This window comes from Shewanella indica (genome assembly GCF_002836975.1).
Classification (GTDB): domain Bacteria; phylum Pseudomonadota; class Gammaproteobacteria; order Enterobacterales; family Shewanellaceae; genus Shewanella; species Shewanella indica.
This window is the reverse complement of record NZ_NIJK01000044.1, coordinates 40006-55648: the sequence shown is the minus strand read 5'-3', so window position 1 is coordinate 55648 and position 15643 is coordinate 40006. Positions and strand designations below refer to the sequence as shown.

Sequence of the window (15643 nt, the reverse complement as noted above, 5' to 3'; positions counted from 1 at the left end):
TTAGTTGTCCTGGTATTGTTTCAGAAGCTCAGCACCGGATTCGAATTTCTCCAGCAATTCGTCATCGCTATGACTCTTGCTTGGGGCTTCATCGGCCTGATCCAAATCGGTAATGCCAAGTTTTTCCATCAGCTTCTCTATCTTGGCCAATTGCCGCTCCAGCCATTGCTGGTCATCGGCGGCCAGTTCCCGACCTTCTTCCAGCTGATCCAGCAGCTTATTCAGGCGCGGATCTTCCTCCAGTTGCAGCAGCAACTGTTCATCGGTCAGTTTAGGTTGTTTTGGCTGTGCAACCTTTTCTTTGACTATATCCAGAGCGACAGGCCTTTTGCTGCCAAGGCGGATATCTTGTTTGTCAGAGCCTGCCCGCTTTTGCCCCTTTGGAGCAGCAGGGTTCTGGCGGCTACCCGCCTTATTACCTGAATCCTGCTTCTTACGGGCTGGAGCGCGCTCAGATTTCTTGCTTCTGGGGGCCAGTTTGGGGTTGTTCTCGCCGACTTTACGGGTCTTTTTACTACGGGACATAATTCTCTCGATAAAAAGTAGTTGGTTGCGTCCGAACCGTGCCGGGTTCAGTCTACAAGCGGCGGTTCTGCATCAAGGTCGCGTGTTATAGCAGATCCTGATGTTTTTTGCATCAAGATGAAGTCCTGCGCTGCAAATATTAGCCTAAATTTGCCCTGAGATGCCAAGTAAGCAAACGTCTGTTGCTGATAAAAGCTGACATGGGTTGGATTGTTTTTGTAATGCCATTTGGGGAACGCGGCCAAAGAGGTCAGTAATGGGGTGGATATGGCCAGCCAACCACCTGGTTTCAAGAGGGTTTCTATTAAGCTCCACTCTTTGGCCGGGGCCCTGAAGTGCTCGAACACCCGAAAACAACAGATAAAGTCATATTGGTGATGTAGTAACTGGTGATCTGCTGCAAAAAAGGGATCGAACTGTTGTAAATGGTGTCCGGCGTCGCGGATCTGTTTCAGGCCATCCTCGCTTAGCACTCGGCCAAAGTTGAGGCCAAATAAAGGCGTTGGCTGCAAAGATTGCAGCTGTTCCAACAAGGGGTGGATAAAGCGTGCCAACTGCTTTTGCTTTCCAGCTTGGCGGGCTCGTCCATAACGCTGCTTTTCGGCATCTGGTAACAGGTAACTGTTGGAGTCTGCAAACAACAGCCGACATTCAGGGCAGAGATAAAAACCTCGTTTCTTATCCTGAAAGCTGAGTTCAGCCTGATCGTTATGACACAAGGGACAGCGACGCATGGACTAATTCAGTTCTGCTCAATGGGGGTTAACAAATTATGCCATAAAAAAAGGCGGCAGTATGGCTGCCGCCTTATGATGGTGCTAACTAACACCCTATTCTGATTTCAAGTTTCCTTACTTGCTATGCGACTTTCCCGGTCGATATCCTTCTTTTTTTGACAGCTTTCCCTGCAGCTTTTCTCGTTATCGGTCTTCCAGACACTTTCTTGGGTTTCCTGCAAATAGCGATGGCCAAATTGGCTCATCATTATCCAGTCGTCTTCTGTGACGCCTAACAGACCATCCTTGTCTACTAAGTACCTTCCAGTGATAACAAGCTTCCAGCCAGTGCATCCAAAGCGCGTTGCTTCCTGTGCCAATGTTTGAGTCCTGCAAACATCTTCCTGTTGGAGCAAGTTCCCCTGTTAATTCGTAAGGACAATGCTAAAAAGCGGTTTGGCAAAATCGCCGGTTCCTTACTTTTATTGACCTGGATTTCAAACTGAAATCTCGACTCGTTATTATTATTTGCGAGTGGTCTTAGTAGTCTTATTGTTATTGGATTGCTTTATTCTTATATCTTGAATGTAAATTATACCGAAACCTGAATGTTGTTGGTAAAGTTTTTATACAAACAGATGGGTTTATCTCGGTACGGGCACATTAAACCTAAATCTGTGATCTGTGTCAAGCATTAATATTTTCAGTTTACGTAAACGTAAACTTTATGGCTTAAGAAAAGGGTGAAACGTCACCCCTTTCCAAGCTACAGCAAAAATTACTTCAGGCTGGAGATGTACTTGGCCAGCGCTTCAATGTCTGCATCATTCAGCTTTTTAGCTGTGTCCTGCATCATTCCGTTTAAGTCGTTATGACGGCTCTGATCACGGAACTTATTCAGCTGGATCTTGATGTAGTTGGCGTGCTGCCCAGCAACTGCCGGGAAACCGGCCAGTTCGCTGCCTTTGCCTTCAGGACCGTGACAAGCGGAACAAGCGGCTATGCCACGAGACATATCACCACCCTTGAACAGCTTCTCGCCGGCATCAGGAACATCCTTAACTTCAGCAACCTGCAATGTTTGGCTGGCAAAATAAGCTGCAACATCGGCAATATCCTGATCGCTCAAGGCTACCGCCATGCCGCCCATGATAGGATCCATACGGCCATCTTTGCCACCGGTTTGGGCTGCACTACGAAACTCCCGCAGCTGTTTTTGCAGATAGGTTGTGTGCTGACCAGCCAACTTGGGATACATGTCGATCATGCTGTTGCCATCAAGGCCATGGCAGGCAGAGCAGACAATGGCTTTGGTTTTTCCCGCTTCAGCATTACCTTCAGCAATCGCAGGTGAAGATATGGCGGCGACTACAGACAGCGCAAGGGCTAACTTTTTCATGGCGTTCCAACTTCTTTCGTTAAATTATTGTCCTGAGCTTACTAGGGTGACCCGCAAGCGTGGTAAAATACAAATAATGTGATCGGGCTAATATTTTACACGAAAACGTGGAAAAGTAAGCAAGTCTTCAATATTTATGCTATCACCCAGCAAAATTCCGGAGTCAGAAGTGACAGCAACTCGTATCGATTTTCGCAAGACAAAATTCCTTATCAGTGCGCCTGATATTGCCCATTTGGACAAGCACTTACCGGGCGACACCGGCGTGGAAATCGCCTTTGCCGGTCGCTCAAATGCCGGTAAATCAAGCGCTTTGAATGCTTTGACCGAGCAGAAAAACCTTGCAAGAACCAGTAAAACCCCAGGTCGTACTCAACTGATCAACGTGTTTGAGCTCGATGAGCAGCGCCGTTTGGTGGATTTACCCGGCTATGGTTTTGCTCAGGTACCACTGGCCATGAAGCTCAAATGGCAAGAGTCGCTGGGTGAGTATTTACAAAAGCGTGCCTGCCTGAGTGGTGTGGTGGTGCTGATGGATATTCGCCATCCGTTGAAAGACTTGGACTTGCAGATGATTGAATGGGCTGTTGCCAGTGAGATCCCTGTGCTGGCACTGCTGACCAAGGCTGATAAGCTGCCACAGAGTGCCAAGATGAAGACGGTCAATGAGGTACGTAAAGCGCTGGCTGACTTTGGTGATTGGGTCAGAGTCGAGCCTTTTTCTTCATTGAAGGGCACCGGGAAACCTAAGGTTCTGGCGATTCTGGATGAGTGGTGCCATCCAGCTTGGTTGGAGCAAGAAGAGAACGAACAAGAGTGATGGACTCAAACTATGCAAACGGCAGCCATATAGGCTGCCGTTTTTGTATCTGCTGTGTGTGCCGGGAGAATTCAGGACAAAAAAAACCGGCGACTCAGTCACCGGTTAAATTAGCTCTTTTGGGGAGAAGCTAAAATTTCAACAAGACTCAAGTACCATCAAACTTGGACTTCGATGGCTCTCAATGGCGGTAGCATAACGCGAACTGAATCAGTTTTAAAGTAATTACTCTAAAAAATATTGCAGACGAAAAAAAGCCCCAGCAAATGATTGCTGGGGCGCCAGAATTTGGCTGATCACTAAAAGTGAAATAAAGGTCTGAAAGATAGAACATCTTAACCTCTGTACCCTACGCCGAGAATAATACTGTATTTATCTCTCATGGGAAAACTGTTTTTTCAAAAATACGACAATAATGTGCAGTCGATCACAATAATAGTTGGCTAGAAAAGCGCCTTTTGATCTTTAAATTACAAAAATGAGCTTAAAATGCAGGCTTTTAGCGTTGTTTTGTCGATTTTTTGCCAAAAATTGTTGTTTTTAGTTCAGGTAGGGTAGCTAATGACGGGAGCAGATGCGGATAATCATAGCCTTGTGTTCAAAACACAAAAAAGCCATCCCGAAGGATGGCTCTTGATGGAATAGATAGATTATCAGTGAGCCTGATCCCAGCTGTCACCCAAGCCGGCTTCGGCCAGCAAAGGTACATCCAGGGTAGCGGCTTCAGCCATGAGTTTGCAGATCTGGTGTTGTAGCTCTTCGGCTTTCGCTTCATTGACTTCAAACACCAATTCATCGTGAACCTGCATGATCATGGTGATTTCCCCCTTGGTATCAGAGGCTATCCAGTCGGCAACTTTGATCATCGCCTTCTTGATGATGTCGGCTGCTGTTCCCTGCATAGGAGCGTTGATTGCAGCCCGTTCTGCGGCTTGACGCCGCATGGCATTGCGATCACGGATTTCCGGCAGATACAGGCGCCGACCAAAGAGTGTGGAGACATAACCTTGCTCGGCAGCGAGTGCCCTGGTCTCTTCCATATACTTGAGCACGCCGGGATAACGCTTGAAGTAGGTATCCATATAGCTTTGTGCTTCAGTGCGGGGAATATCCAGTTGGCGTGCCAAGCCAAAGGCGGACATGCCATAGATAAGACCGAAGTTAACCGCCTTGGCCCGTCGGCGCTGCTCTGGAGTGACAGTTTCAAAAGCCACATCAAAGACTTCAGCCGCCGTTGCTCTGTGAATATCTTTACCCTCGGCGAATGCCGCCAGCAGGCCGGCATCCTGGGACAGGTGAGCCATGATCCTGAGTTCAATCTGTGAGTAGTCGGCGGCCAGAATCTTGCGCCCTGAAGGTGCGATAAAGGCCTGACGAATTCTGCGCCCCTCTTCGGTGCGGATAGGAATATTCTGCAGGTTAGGGTCGCTGGACGACAAGCGGCCGGTGGCAGCGTTGGCTTGATGATAGCTGGTATGCACCCGGCCGGTTTTGCCATTGATCATCAGCGGTAACTTATCTGTATAAGTGCTCTTGAGCTTGGTCAGGCTGCGATGCTCGAGAATGATCTTTGGCAATGGATAATCCAGCGCCAACTCTATCAATACCTCCTCGGCGGTGGATGGCGCGCCTTTCGGAGTTTTCTTGATCACCGGATAACCCAGCTTTTCGAAGAACAGTGCCTGCAGCTGTTTGGGAGAACCCAGATTGAACTTCTCTCCGGCTATCTCATAGGCTTTTTGCTCCAGCGCATCTATCTTTTGTGCCAGCTCATCACTCTGCTGCGACAGTTGCATACTGTCGATCAACACTCCGTCGCGTTCCATCTGTGAGAGCACCTGAATAAGTGGCAACTCAAGTTCGGTGAAAACGTTGGCTAACTCTTGCTCCCGCTCAAGCCTTGGCCACAGGTGTTGATGTAGCCTGAGTGTGATATCGGCATCTTCGGCGGCGTAAGGCGCCGCTGTTTCCAAAGGGATCTGGTTGAATGTCTGCTGCTTGGCGCCTTTACCGGCAATATCTTCGAAGCTGACACATTTGTGCCCCAGATACTTGAGCGCCAGGCCATCCATGTCGTGTCTGGATGCTACAGAATTGAATACATAGGATTCGAGCATGGTATCGAAGGCGACACCGGCCAGTTTGATACCGGCATTGGCCAGAATACTGATGTCATATTTCAGATTTTGACCGACTTTCTTTATCTCTGGATCTTCGAGAATAGGCTTGAGTTTTGCCAATACCCCTTCTCTAGGCAGTTGCTCGGGGGCATCCAAGTAATCGTGTCCCAGTGGCAGATAGGCGGCTTCTCCAGCCTTGACGGCAAAGGACAAACCCACCAGTTTGGCGTCCATATAGTTGAGGCTGGTGGTTTCAGTATCTACCGCCATCAGTTCGGCATCGGCCAGCTTTTTCAGCCATTTTTCCAGTGCGGCTTCTGTCAGTATGGTTTCGTATTTTGTCTCTATGGTGACTTGAGATGGGGTTTCTTCCTGAGTCTCTGGCGCTGTTGTGTTGGCCGCCTTGGGGTGCGGCATCTTGTTGTCCAGAACTTCTGCCAACCAACGCTTGAACTCCATCTCGCCGTAAAGCTGTGTCAGTTGGTCTTTATTGGGCTCGGTAATATTGAGTTGATGCCAATCCAGATCCAGCTCGCAATCTGTTTTGATAGTTGCCAGATCGTAGGATAGTTGCAGCATCTCGGCATTGTCGGTGATTTTCTTGGCCATGGTCTTGGCACCACGGAAGCCAAGTTCCGTGACACAATCCGGTTGCTGCAGTAGCTTGGCGACACCACCAGCCCCTGTCAGCATGGCCAACGCGGTTTTCTCACCCACACCAGGCAGTCCCGGGATGTTATCGGCCTTGTCGCCCATCAGGGCCAACAGGTCGATGATAAGCTCGGGGCCGACACCAAATTTACTGGTGACCTCTTCCGGTCCCATTATGGTGTCTGTCATTGTGTTGATCAGGGTGACATTGTCATCCACCAGTTGCGCCATATCCTTATCGCCTGTGCTGATCAGAATGGCACGGCCTTCCTTACTGGCCCTGGAGGCCAGAGTGCCTATCACGTCATCGGCTTCAACCCCGGGAATACAAAGGAGTGGCAGGCCAAGAGCCTCGATGATGGCATGCAGGGGGGCTATCTGACTTCGCAGATCATCAGGCATTGGTGGCCTGTGGGCCTTATACTCGGCGTACATCTCGTTACGAAACGTGGGACCCTTGGCATCAAAAACAACCGCCATCTGTTGTGGCTTGTATTTGCCCAGCAAGCTGCGCAACATATTGACTACGCCATAAACAGCCCCGGTAGCTTCACCCTTGGAATTGGTCAGGTGAGGTGGTGCATAGTAGGCCCGATAGAGGTAGGAAGAACCATCCACAAGGACGAGGGGGTTTTCTGCTATTGTTGGCATAGTTTTGTTTCAATCGAAGCTGTCTTAAGTGCTGCTAAGCATGCCATATCAAGGCATTTTCGGCCATGACAAAATCACCCACAGCCTGTGGATAAGTCTGTGAGTGAAAAAATCAACATAGAGAAAGGCGGTAGAGAACAACATAAAGTTGTTTTTATAACTTGTTGATATTTATTTGCTATTTGTTTTTTTGTGAGTCAGGTAAAAGTTTTACTAAATCTTATCGGTTGTGGATTTTTTAAATTCCTTTTCCAGATTCGCACCTTGGTAGCGGTAAAAATTGCCTCTTAGCAGAGACGATGAATTAAGTTAGCATGATTTTTAATCAGATCAACCAGTTTGTAACTGGTTTGTTAAACCTAGATGACATAAGAGGGAATTTTTAATGAAAAAAATCGCAGTTCTTCTCAGTGGTTGCGGTGTCTTCGACGGCAGTGAAATTCACGAGGCAGTGTTGACCCTGCTGTCCCTGTCTCGCTCTGGCGCAGCGTACCAATGTTTTGCCCCCGATATTCCTCAAATGCATGTGGTCAATCACCTCAAGGGTGAAGTCGTGGAGACTGAGCAGCGTAACGTGCTGGAAGAAGCAGCTCGAATTGCCCGTGGTGATATCAAGGCGACGTCCGAGTTGAATCTGGCTGACTTCGACGGCCTGATCATTCCCGGAGGCTTCGGGGCCGCTAAAAACCTCTGTAACTTTGCCGTAAACGGCAGCAATAGTGAGATTGCCGCTCCGGTACGTGAATTTATCAGCCGTTTTATCAGTGCAGACAAGGTGGTGGGTTTTATCTGTATCGCGCCTGTGATGATCCCGAGCCTCTATGGTGAAGGGGCCAGAGGCACCATAGGGACGGACGCCGAAACCGCAGCGGCCTTTGTAGCTATGGGCGGTGAACATCAAAATGCCAAGGTAGATGAAATTGTGGTCGACAGTGAGCGCAAGATAGTCAGCACCCCAGCTTACATGCTGGCAGGTTCCATTGCCGAGGCCAATAGTGGCATTGAAAAGCTGGTGGCCAAGGTGTTGGAGCTGGCCTAAGCCTTGTCCAAGTTACTTTGAACCTATTCAAGAGGGAGCCTGAGCTCCCTCTTTTTACTGTTGCCAGCTGTGCAGAGTGACTTTGGCGTGTACAAACCTGAGCCACATAGGATTATCTTTTCCCGCGGTTGTCGAGCCAGCCTTGGGCCAGCCCGACCAAGAGTCCACCCAGATGCGCGCCGTTGGCTATCGAAAGGCCAAACACATCCATAAAGCCAAGTACCAGCCACAACAGCATAAAACCCATCAAGGCCGGTGGCAGACCTATGCCTTTCTCTGGACTCATGCGGCCGCTGACCCAGGTATAACCCACTAGGCCATACACAACCCCGGAAAGACCGCCGAAGTTGGGACCACTGAGATAGAACTGCACTATATTGGGCAAAGTGCCGGCGACCAACAGCAGAGTCAGTAAAGGAGCAAGACCGATACGGTTTTCTATTTTGCCACCCAAGACCCACCACCAGAGTAGGTTAAAGGTGATATGCAGCGCCGAGAAGTGCAGCAGGCTCGGGGTAAACAAGCGCCAGAATTGGCTGAAACCGGCATCTGAAGTGGCGCCAAAGAAGGCCAGGGCTTCGAAAACCTGATTGCCGTAACCCAGGTTCATGGCTGCGAAGATAGCTATGCAGACCAGCAGAATGACCAGCGTTAGCGGCCCGGCGCCGGTAATAAATTGACTCAGCAGTTGCAGTGATGGTGCGCCATAGTCAAAGCGGATGCGGTTGTCGCCATGGTCCCAGGAAGCCTGCAGATATTTGGGGTTTAACGGATCCTGAACAAAGTCGAGAAACGCTTTGCGCCCCTGTGCTTGGTCGGTGTCCTTGATGACATGGATGGCCACTCCCTGTTCCAGATGCATGATGCGACAGGGGATCCCTTCACCCTTGAGATAGTCTACCAGCGCCTGAGCGGCGCGTTCGTTGGGGAGGCGGCCGATTTCCATGTCTCAGTCCCTCGGCCAGGCAGCGAAACCGCCATCCAGGCTGTAGACCTCATCGAATCCTTGATGTTGCAGATATTCCGCGGCACTTTGGCTACTGATGCCATGATAACAGCAGACAACCAAGGGCTTATCCATATCGGCGTCCCTGAGATAGTCGGCCAGATTGTCATTGCCGAGGCGAATGGCGCCGGGAATATGGGCCGTCTCGAAACTGGCAGGATCGCGAATATCGACTATCTGCAGCTCGGCATCTTCGGCCATCATTTGCTGGAGTTGAACGACAGAAAGGTGTTGGTAACTGGACATAGTTTGCCTGTAAAAGAGGTAGTGCTTATTAACAGTGTGCATCAGGGCGCTGCATGAGTACAGCGCCCTGTTTGAGGATCAATCCCAGCTGAGAATGACCTTGCCGGATTGACCCGAACGCATGGCATCGAAACCCTGCTGGAAGTCATCCACCTTGTAATGGTGGGTGATAATAGGTGCAATATCCAATCCGGACTGGATCAAACTGGCCATCTTGTACCAGGTTTCAAACATTTCCCGGCCATAGATGCCCTTTATCACCAACCCCTTGAAGATGACCTTGCTCCAGTCTATCGCCATATCGCCACCCGGGATCCCCAACATGGCAATTTTGCCACCGTGGTTCATGGTATCCAGCATGGAGTGGAAGGCAGACGGTACACCGGACATTTCCAGGCCGACATCGAAGCCCTCTGTCATGCCGAGCTCGCTCATCACATCTTCGAGTTTTTCTTTGGCCACATTGACGGCTCGGGTAGCCCCCAGCTTACGTGCCAGCTCCAGACGGTACTCGTTGACATCAGTAACGACCACGTGGCGTGCACCCACATGGCGGCAAACGGCGGCGGCCATAATGCCTATGGGACCTGCTCCGGTGATCAGCACATCTTCACCGACGAGATCGAAAGATAGCGCAGTGTGTACCGCATTGCCGAAGGGGTCAAAGATAGCAGCCAGCTCGTCGCTGATATCATCGGGGATCTTGAAGGCGTTGAAGGCCGGGATTACCAGATATTCGGCGAAGGCACCTTCGCGGTTGACCCCAACCCCCACAGTGTTACGGCACAAATGGGTACGGCCACCACGGCAATTACGGCAGTGACCACAGGTGATATGGCCTTCGCCTGACACCCGGTCACCAATATTGAAGCCACGCACTTCCTGGCCCATGTCCACCACTTCGCCGACATATTCATGGCCGACAACCATAGGAACAGGGATAGTCTTTTGTGACCACTCATCCCAGTTGTAGATATGCACATCGGTACCACAGATGGCGGTCTTGCGGATCTTGATCAGTAGATCGTTATGGCCCATTTCCGGCTTGGGTGCGTCTACCATCCAGATGCCTTGTTCAGGCTTGAGTTTGCTCAGTGCTTTCATCATGTTACTCCATGGGATAGGTATCAGATGATACCCATCTCCTTGCCGATTCGGGTGAAGGCTTCGATGGCCTTGTCCAGCTGTTCACGGCTGTGAGCCGCCGACATCTGGGTACGGATACGGGCCTGTCCCTTGGGTACTACCGGGAAGGAGAAGCCAATAACATAGATATTTTCCTGCAGCAGGCGGTTGGCGAAGTCACTGGCCAACTTGGCATCACCCAGCATGACCGGCACTATGGCGTGGTCTGCTCCGGCCAGGGTGAATCCGGCTGCAGCCATTTTTTCACGGAAATAACGGCTGTTTTCCCATACCGCTTCGCGTAGTTCCTGGCCCTCTTTGAGCATCTCCAGCACCCGAATCGAGGCGCTGACGATAGAAGGTGCCAGTGAGTTGGAGAACAGGTAAGGACGTGAGCGCTGACGCAGCCAATCGACCACTTCTTTGCGGGCCGCGGTGAAGCCGCCGGAAGCGCCGCCCAGCGCCTTACCCAGGGTGCCCGTGATGATGTCAACGCGACCCATCACATCGCAATATTCGTGGGTGCCGCGGCCGTTCTGGCCGATAAAGCCAACGGCGTGGGAGTCATCGACCATGACCAGGGCGCCGTATTGGTCGGCGAGGTCACAGATACCCTTGAGGTTGGCAATAACCCCATCCATGGAAAACACCCCATCTGTCGCTATCAAGATATGGCGGGCACCGGCATCGCGGGCGGCGATCAGTTGGGTTTCCAGGTCGGCCATATCATTGTTGGCGTAGCGAAAACGCTTGGCCTTACACAGGCGAACACCGTCAATGATAGAAGCATGGTTCAGGGCATCTGACACTATGGCATCTTCCGGGCCTAACAGGGTTTCAAATAGACCTGTGTTGGCATCGAAGCAGGAGGAGTAGAGGATGGTATCTTCCATGCCGAGAAATTCGGACAGATTGGCTTCCAGTTGCTTGTGAATATCCTGGGTTCCGCAAATAAAACGTACCGAGGCCATGCCGAAGCCATGGTCTGCCAACCCGGCCTGTGCCGCCTTGATCAATTCAGGGTGATTGGCCAGACCCAGGTAGTTGTTGGCGCAGAAGTTGATAACTTCTGCTTCGTTGACGCGAATGGCTGGTTGCTGTGGAGAAACTATTACACGTTCGCTCTTGTACAGACCTTCGGCCTTGACGTCGGCAAGCTGTTGGTTGATCTGATCGTAGAATGAGGTAGATGCCACCTTAAGTCTCCTTGATTGGATTATTCTGTTTATTGGAGTGGTGGCATTTTAACCCTAAAGCCAATGGCTCAACACTCTTTTTTGAGCTGGGCCGTCAGGGATAAATCAGATTAGGGCTAGTGCTTGTTTCAGATGAGAAAAACTAAGGAAGCTGAGAGAGCAAGGCACCTGAATGTCAGATGCCCAAGACGGTGAGCTAGTCTTGCTGGTGGGCCAAATTTTGGTAGTGTTGCTCCAGACGCTCGAAGGTCGAGGTGGAACTGGGGGTGGCGTAGGCCTTGAAGATCATCAGCACCCTGAGCAGGCCTTCATAGAGTGAAGACTTGGTGATATTGGCTATGCTGGATTGGGTCAGCTGATAGCTGATCCAGAAGCTGACTATCATCTTGATGGTATCGGCCAGGCTGGAGATCTTGTCTTGCTCCAGCTGCAGAAAGCCATCCTGACACAACTGTTGCAGCACGTGGCTAGAGCGGGTCAACACCTTTTGTTGGGCTTCCAGATAGCGCTTTTTCAAGGCCTCATCGCGGCTGAGGATGTCGGCCAGGTTGGCGTACATAAAGCGAAATTGCCACAGGGTATAGAACATGGCATCGAAATAGCCAATCAACAACTCGACATCGACTTGCCTGTCTTCATAGGGCTGAAACCCCAGTTCCAGATGATTTTCATACTGGTCGAAGATACAACGAATAATATCTTCCTTGTTGCGGAAGTGGTAATAGAGATTGCCCGGGCTTATTCCCAGATGAGCCGCGATATGGTTGGTGGTGATGGAGCGTTCGCCGTATTCGTTGAAGAGTTCCAGGCTGGCCTGAATGATTTTATCGCGGGTTTTCATCTGAGTCCTAAATGGTTGCGGCATCATCCGCAATCCGGCGAATGGCTCTTGGTTATGCTGCTTCGGGTATTATGCTAGCATTGTGACAATCCATCAGGCAAAACTCAATTATCCCGCCAATGAACCTTAGCCGTTACTCACTCTTGCTGTATCTGTTGTCGCCACTCTTGCTGCTGTATCTGGCATTTAGGGCATTGAAGAGCCCAGATTACCGCGGCAGGTGGGGCGAACGATTCGGCTTGTTCAAGGCCAAACCGACAGACCTGTTGATCCATACTGTTTCCATGGGGGAAACCCTGGCAGCTGTGCCGCTGATTAAGGCCTTGATGCAAGCCAACCCTGACTTATCTGTCACGGTAACGACCACCAGTCCCACAGGTTCCCGTGAGGTGCGCAAGGCGTTTGGTGACACAGTGCAGCATTGTTACCTGCCGTTCGATCTTCCCTGGTGTGTGCGACGTTTTCTTAACAGGCTCAAGCCTTCGAACCTGATAGTGATGGAAACTGAACTCTGGCCCAACTTACTGCATCAGGCCAAAAAACAGGGCGTAGGCATCATGTTGGCCAATGCCAGGTTGTCGGCCAAGTCGGCCGCCAAATACCAGAAGTGGGCCGGACTTAGCCTGCCGATGTTGCAACTGTTGGATAAGATAGCCGTGCAGACCCAAGCCGAGGCCGAACGCTTTATCGCCTTGGGCGTTGCCAGAGACAAGTTGAGTGTTTGCGGTAGCCTCAAGTTCGACCTGCAGTTGGATCAGCACAAGATAACCAGGGCCAGGGGCGAAAGGCAGTTGTGGGGACGCGCCTCGTCCCCGGTATGGGTTGCCGGCAGTGTTCATCCAGGGGAATTTGCCGCCATGCTGGAGTGCCATAAACGCCTATTGGCACTGTGGCCAGAGGCCTTGTTGATCATGGTACCGAGACACCCGGAGCAGTTCGATAATGCCGCGACGGCAATCAAGCAGGCCGGGCTTGCCTATGTGCGGCGCAGCAGCGGCCAAGGGCTAGCTGCCGAGACTCAGGTGCTGCTCGGGGATACCATGGGGGAGTTACTCGGGTTATATGCCTGCGGCGATCTGGCCTTTGTCGGCGGCACCCTGATCACCAATGGCGGGCATAATCCGCTGGAGCCTTCGGCCTTGGGCTTGCCGGTATTTGTCGGCCCTCATCATTGGGACTTTGCCGAGATAACTTACCTGCTGCAAGGTGCCGGAGCCTTACAGCAAGTTGAGGATGCCGCCTCGCTGGCGAGTGGCATAGCGGCACTGTTACAGGACAGCGATGCGAGACGCCGCGCCGCCCAAGCCGGCTTGGAAGTGGTTAGCAGCAACAGAGGAGCACTGCAGAAGCAGTTGCAGTTGGCTCAGGCCTTGTTGTCAGGCACTCGCTGAGCCGCGGTAGCCTTCCAGCAACCACTGCCAGTTATCTTCGGTAAATTGCAGCTTGGGCTGTTTGCGTTTTTCCTTGTTGAAGGAGCGCAGCAGCCGACTGAGATTGGCCTGTTGCCAGCCATCGGCCGGGGTTCGCAGCTCTCCTCGGTCAAAATCAATCAGATAAAAGCCCTGGTCGCTGCTGAGAATATTTTTGGCGTTGAGATCGGCATGGTAGACACCGCGCTGATGAAAACGGCCAATCAAGGCGCCGAGTTGTTGCCACTGTGGGCGGGACATGGCCTGTTTTTGCAGCAGAGTCACCAGATCCTCGGCACCATGAATGCGGCGGATCAGGATGTCGGCCCGGTACCAGAGCCCGAAGCGTTCCACTTTGGCGGCAATGGGTTCGGGCACAGGTAAACCTTCTTCAAAGAGTTGCTCCAAGAGCGTCAGTTCTGCCACGGCGCGGGTCTTGGTGAGGCCGGTGAACAGGTAGGCGTCTTTGCTGAACTTTTCCATCAAGCCGCCGCGCCAATAGTGGCGCAATACCCACTGCTGTTTTTCATGCTCGACAAACCAAGTGGTGTAACGCCCCTTGGATGAGCCGACAATCGCTTGCTGCTGCCGCCAAAAAGACTCGTCAAACCAGGTTTCATCCAGGGCTTGTGGGGCGGCAAGGCTCAGCGCCAGGCAACCCTTGGCGGTGTTTTTAATCTGCATCGGCTATTTGTTCGTTATAAGCGTGGAACCTGAGTCTATTCTACATTAAGATCTGGGGTTTGCACCCAAGAAGCCGATTCTGTCCATGAGTCTTGACCCCGCGAAAATTCAATCTCTCTGTTTGCTGCGCCTGTCGGCGATTGGTGATGTTTGTCATGCCGTTGCCATGGTGCAGGCAATTCAGCGCCAGTACCCGCAACTGGCTATCACCTGGGTGATAGGCAAGATAGAATATCAGTTGCTCAAGCACCTGCCCGGGGTGGAGTTTGTGGTGTTTGACAAAGGTCAAGGCTGGAAGAGTTACCTCAATTTGCGGCGGGCGCTCAAGGGGCGTCGTTTCGATGTGCTGTTGCACATGCAGGTGGCGCTGCGGGCTACCATAGCCTCATTGATGATCCCCGCCAAAGTGCGCATAGGGTTTGACCGGGCCAGGGCCAAAGAGGGACAATGGTTGGTGACCAATGAGCAGGTTGCCCCGTTGGCCACGCCCCATGTATTGGAAGGCTTTATGGGCTTCGCTAAGGCTGTGGGGGTGACAGATCTTCAGCCTAAGTGGGACATTCCTGTGCCCGCCGCTGATACTGAGTTTGCCTGTCAGTTGATCCCTGATGGGGATAAGGCACTGATTATTTGCGCTGCCGCCAGTAAGGCAGAGCGAAATTGGTTGCCCGAACGTTATGCTCAAGTAGCCAACTATGCGCTGGAAAGAGATTATCGTGTGTTGCTTTGCGGCGGCCCCGCTCCTATGGAGTATCAGCTTGCCGAGGCCATTATTGAACATGGCGATGCCCGCATCGAAAACCAGGTGGGTAAGACTTCGCTGACGCAGCTTTTGGCGCTTTTGAAACAGGCGAGCATAGTCCTGGCGCCGGATACCGGTCCTGCTCATATGGCTGTGACCCAAGGAACGCCGGTGATCGGCCTATACGCCCATTCCAATCCTGGACGCACTGGGCCTTATACCTGTTTGGATAGCGTGGTCAGTGTCTATGATGAGGTAATCGCCTTGCAACATCCAGGCGAGGTTCCCTGGGGGACACGCGCCAAGGGCGCGCATCTGATGGAGATGATCCCGGTGGCATCTGTAATAGCCCAATTTGATCGTCTGTTGCCAGCGAGCGAAAGCGCTTAATCGAGCGATCCTCAACAATACTCCGGTCAATAGTAAGGAGCTGCCGATTAATGGTAAACTTCAGGCTTGATAGGCTCATCTGC

15 protein-coding genes are annotated in these 15643 nt (G+C 51.6%); 4 read left to right on the top strand and 11 right to left on the bottom strand.

What is annotated here, in order from left to right; genetic code table 11:
* From yihI to CX650_RS14870, 4 genes are all read right to left on the bottom strand, one after another.
* Entirely contained in the window at nucleotides 1–525 is a 525-nt protein-coding gene (yihI, locus tag CX650_RS14885; RefSeq protein ID WP_039035426.1) for a Der GTPase-activating protein YihI, read from the bottom strand.
* 47 nt (nucleotides 526–572) lie between these two features.
* Nucleotides 573–1259 (bottom strand): methyltransferase domain-containing protein, encoded by a 687-nt coding sequence (locus CX650_RS14880; RefSeq protein WP_039035425.1) that lies wholly within the window; start codon nucleotides 1257–1259, stop codon nucleotides 573–575.
* A gap of 107 nt (nucleotides 1260–1366) precedes the next feature.
* The gene (locus tag CX650_RS14875) at nucleotides 1367–1621 is read right to left on the bottom strand and encodes a hypothetical protein (RefSeq protein ID WP_025009065.1); all 255 of its coding nucleotides are present in this window, start codon (nucleotides 1619–1621) and stop codon (nucleotides 1367–1369) included.
* Nucleotides 1622–2019: 398 nt separating this feature from the next.
* The gene (locus CX650_RS14870; RefSeq protein ID WP_025009066.1) at nucleotides 2020–2640 is read right to left on the bottom strand and encodes a c-type cytochrome; all 621 of its coding nucleotides are present in this window, start codon (nucleotides 2638–2640) and stop codon (nucleotides 2020–2022) included.
* Nucleotides 2641–2809: 169 nt separating this feature from the next.
* Between CX650_RS14870 and yihA the strand changes: the two genes are divergently transcribed.
* Complete coding sequence (yihA, locus tag CX650_RS14865; RefSeq protein ID WP_025009067.1) at nucleotides 2810–3460, top strand: ribosome biogenesis GTP-binding protein YihA/YsxC; 651 nt, start codon at nucleotides 2810–2812, stop codon at nucleotides 3458–3460.
* 653 nt (nucleotides 3461–4113) lie between these two features.
* Here the strand turns inward: yihA and polA are convergent.
* Nucleotides 4114–6882: a DNA polymerase I gene (gene polA, locus CX650_RS14860; RefSeq protein ID WP_101096248.1), complete on the bottom strand. Its 2769-nt coding sequence runs from the start codon at nucleotides 6880–6882 to the stop codon at nucleotides 4114–4116.
* Nucleotides 6883–7267: 385 nt separating this feature from the next.
* On the opposite strand from polA, the gene elbB reads away from it, so the two are divergent.
* Nucleotides 7268–7921, top strand: coding sequence for an isoprenoid biosynthesis glyoxalase ElbB (elbB, locus tag CX650_RS14855; protein ID WP_101096247.1), 654 nt, complete (start codon nucleotides 7268–7270; stop codon nucleotides 7919–7921).
* 112 nt (nucleotides 7922–8033) lie between these two features.
* Here elbB and glpG read toward each other — a convergent pair whose 3' ends face one another.
* The 5 genes from glpG to CX650_RS14830 form a co-directional block, all read right to left on the bottom strand.
* Entirely contained in the window at nucleotides 8034–8867 is an 834-nt protein-coding gene (gene glpG, locus CX650_RS14850) for a rhomboid family intramembrane serine protease GlpG (RefSeq protein ID WP_101096246.1), read from the bottom strand.
* Nucleotides 8868–8870: 3 nt separating this feature from the next.
* Nucleotides 8871–9173 carry a thiosulfate sulfurtransferase GlpE gene (gene glpE, locus CX650_RS14845; protein WP_039035419.1) on the bottom strand — a complete coding sequence of 101 codons (303 nt, stop codon included), beginning with the start codon at nucleotides 9171–9173 and terminating at the stop codon, nucleotides 8871–8873.
* Nucleotides 9174–9251: 78 nt separating this feature from the next.
* Nucleotides 9252–10277 carry an L-threonine 3-dehydrogenase gene (gene tdh, locus CX650_RS14840; protein ID WP_039035418.1) on the bottom strand — a complete coding sequence of 342 codons (1026 nt, stop codon included), beginning with the start codon at nucleotides 10275–10277 and terminating at the stop codon, nucleotides 9252–9254.
* 23 nt (nucleotides 10278–10300) lie between these two features.
* Nucleotides 10301–11494, bottom strand: coding sequence for a glycine C-acetyltransferase (locus CX650_RS14835; protein ID WP_039035417.1), 1194 nt, complete (start codon nucleotides 11492–11494; stop codon nucleotides 10301–10303).
* A 196-nt stretch (nucleotides 11495–11690) separates the two neighbouring features.
* Nucleotides 11691–12335, bottom strand: a complete 645-nt coding sequence (locus tag CX650_RS14830; RefSeq protein ID WP_039035416.1) for a TetR/AcrR family transcriptional regulator — start codon at nucleotides 12333–12335, stop codon at nucleotides 11691–11693.
* Nucleotides 12336–12454: 119 nt separating this feature from the next.
* Here CX650_RS14830 and waaA point away from each other — a divergent pair, with 119 nt between their 5' ends.
* Nucleotides 12455–13726 (top strand): lipid IV(A) 3-deoxy-D-manno-octulosonic acid transferase, encoded by a 1272-nt coding sequence (gene waaA, locus CX650_RS14825; protein WP_101096245.1) that lies wholly within the window; start codon nucleotides 12455–12457, stop codon nucleotides 13724–13726.
* On the opposite strand, the gene CX650_RS14820 is transcribed toward waaA, so the two are convergent.
* Nucleotides 13712–14428 (bottom strand): 3-deoxy-D-manno-octulosonic acid kinase, encoded by a 717-nt coding sequence (locus CX650_RS14820; protein WP_101096244.1) that lies wholly within the window; start codon nucleotides 14426–14428, stop codon nucleotides 13712–13714. The genes waaA and CX650_RS14820 overlap by 15 nt on opposite strands.
* Nucleotides 14429–14513: 85 nt before the next feature.
* On the opposite strand from CX650_RS14820, the gene CX650_RS14815 reads away from it, so the two are divergent.
* Complete coding sequence (locus CX650_RS14815) at nucleotides 14514–15560, top strand: glycosyltransferase family 9 protein (RefSeq protein WP_101096243.1); 1047 nt, start codon at nucleotides 14514–14516, stop codon at nucleotides 15558–15560.
* The last annotated feature ends 83 nt before the right edge of the window (nucleotides 15561–15643 follow it).

What these genes read in the sequence shown, in the direction of transcription:
- yihI (WP_039035426.1), bottom strand. Translation starts at nt 525, where the DNA reads ATGTCCCGTAGTAAAAAGACCCGTAAAGTCGGCGAGAACAACCCCAAA.
- CX650_RS14880 (WP_039035425.1), bottom strand. Translation starts at nt 1,259, where the DNA reads ATGCGTCGCTGTCCCTTGTGTCATAACGATCAGGCTGAACTCAGCTTT.
- CX650_RS14870 (WP_025009066.1), bottom strand. Translation starts at nt 2,640, where the DNA reads ATGAAAAAGTTAGCCCTTGCGCTGTCTGTAGTCGCCGCCATATCTTCA.
- polA (WP_101096248.1), bottom strand. Translation starts at nt 6,882, where the DNA reads ATGCCAACAATAGCAGAAAACCCCCTCGTCCTTGTGGATGGTTCTTCC.
- elbB (WP_101096247.1), top strand. Translation starts at nt 7,268, where the DNA reads ATGAAAAAAATCGCAGTTCTTCTCAGTGGTTGCGGTGTCTTCGACGGC.
- glpG (WP_101096246.1), bottom strand. Translation starts at nt 8,867, where the DNA reads ATGGAAATCGGCCGCCTCCCCAACGAACGCGCCGCTCAGGCGCTGGTA.
- glpE (WP_039035419.1), bottom strand. Translation starts at nt 9,173, where the DNA reads ATGTCCAGTTACCAACACCTTTCTGTCGTTCAACTCCAGCAAATGATG.
- tdh (WP_039035418.1), bottom strand. Translation starts at nt 10,277, where the DNA reads ATGAAAGCACTGAGCAAACTCAAGCCTGAACAAGGCATCTGGATGGTA.
- CX650_RS14830 (WP_039035416.1), bottom strand. Translation starts at nt 12,335, where the DNA reads ATGAAAACCCGCGATAAAATCATTCAGGCCAGCCTGGAACTCTTCAAC.
- waaA (WP_101096245.1), top strand. Translation starts at nt 12,455, where the DNA reads ATGAACCTTAGCCGTTACTCACTCTTGCTGTATCTGTTGTCGCCACTC.
- CX650_RS14820 (WP_101096244.1), bottom strand. Translation starts at nt 14,428, where the DNA reads ATGCAGATTAAAAACACCGCCAAGGGTTGCCTGGCGCTGAGCCTTGCC.
- CX650_RS14815 (WP_101096243.1), top strand. Translation starts at nt 14,514, where the DNA reads ATGAGTCTTGACCCCGCGAAAATTCAATCTCTCTGTTTGCTGCGCCTG.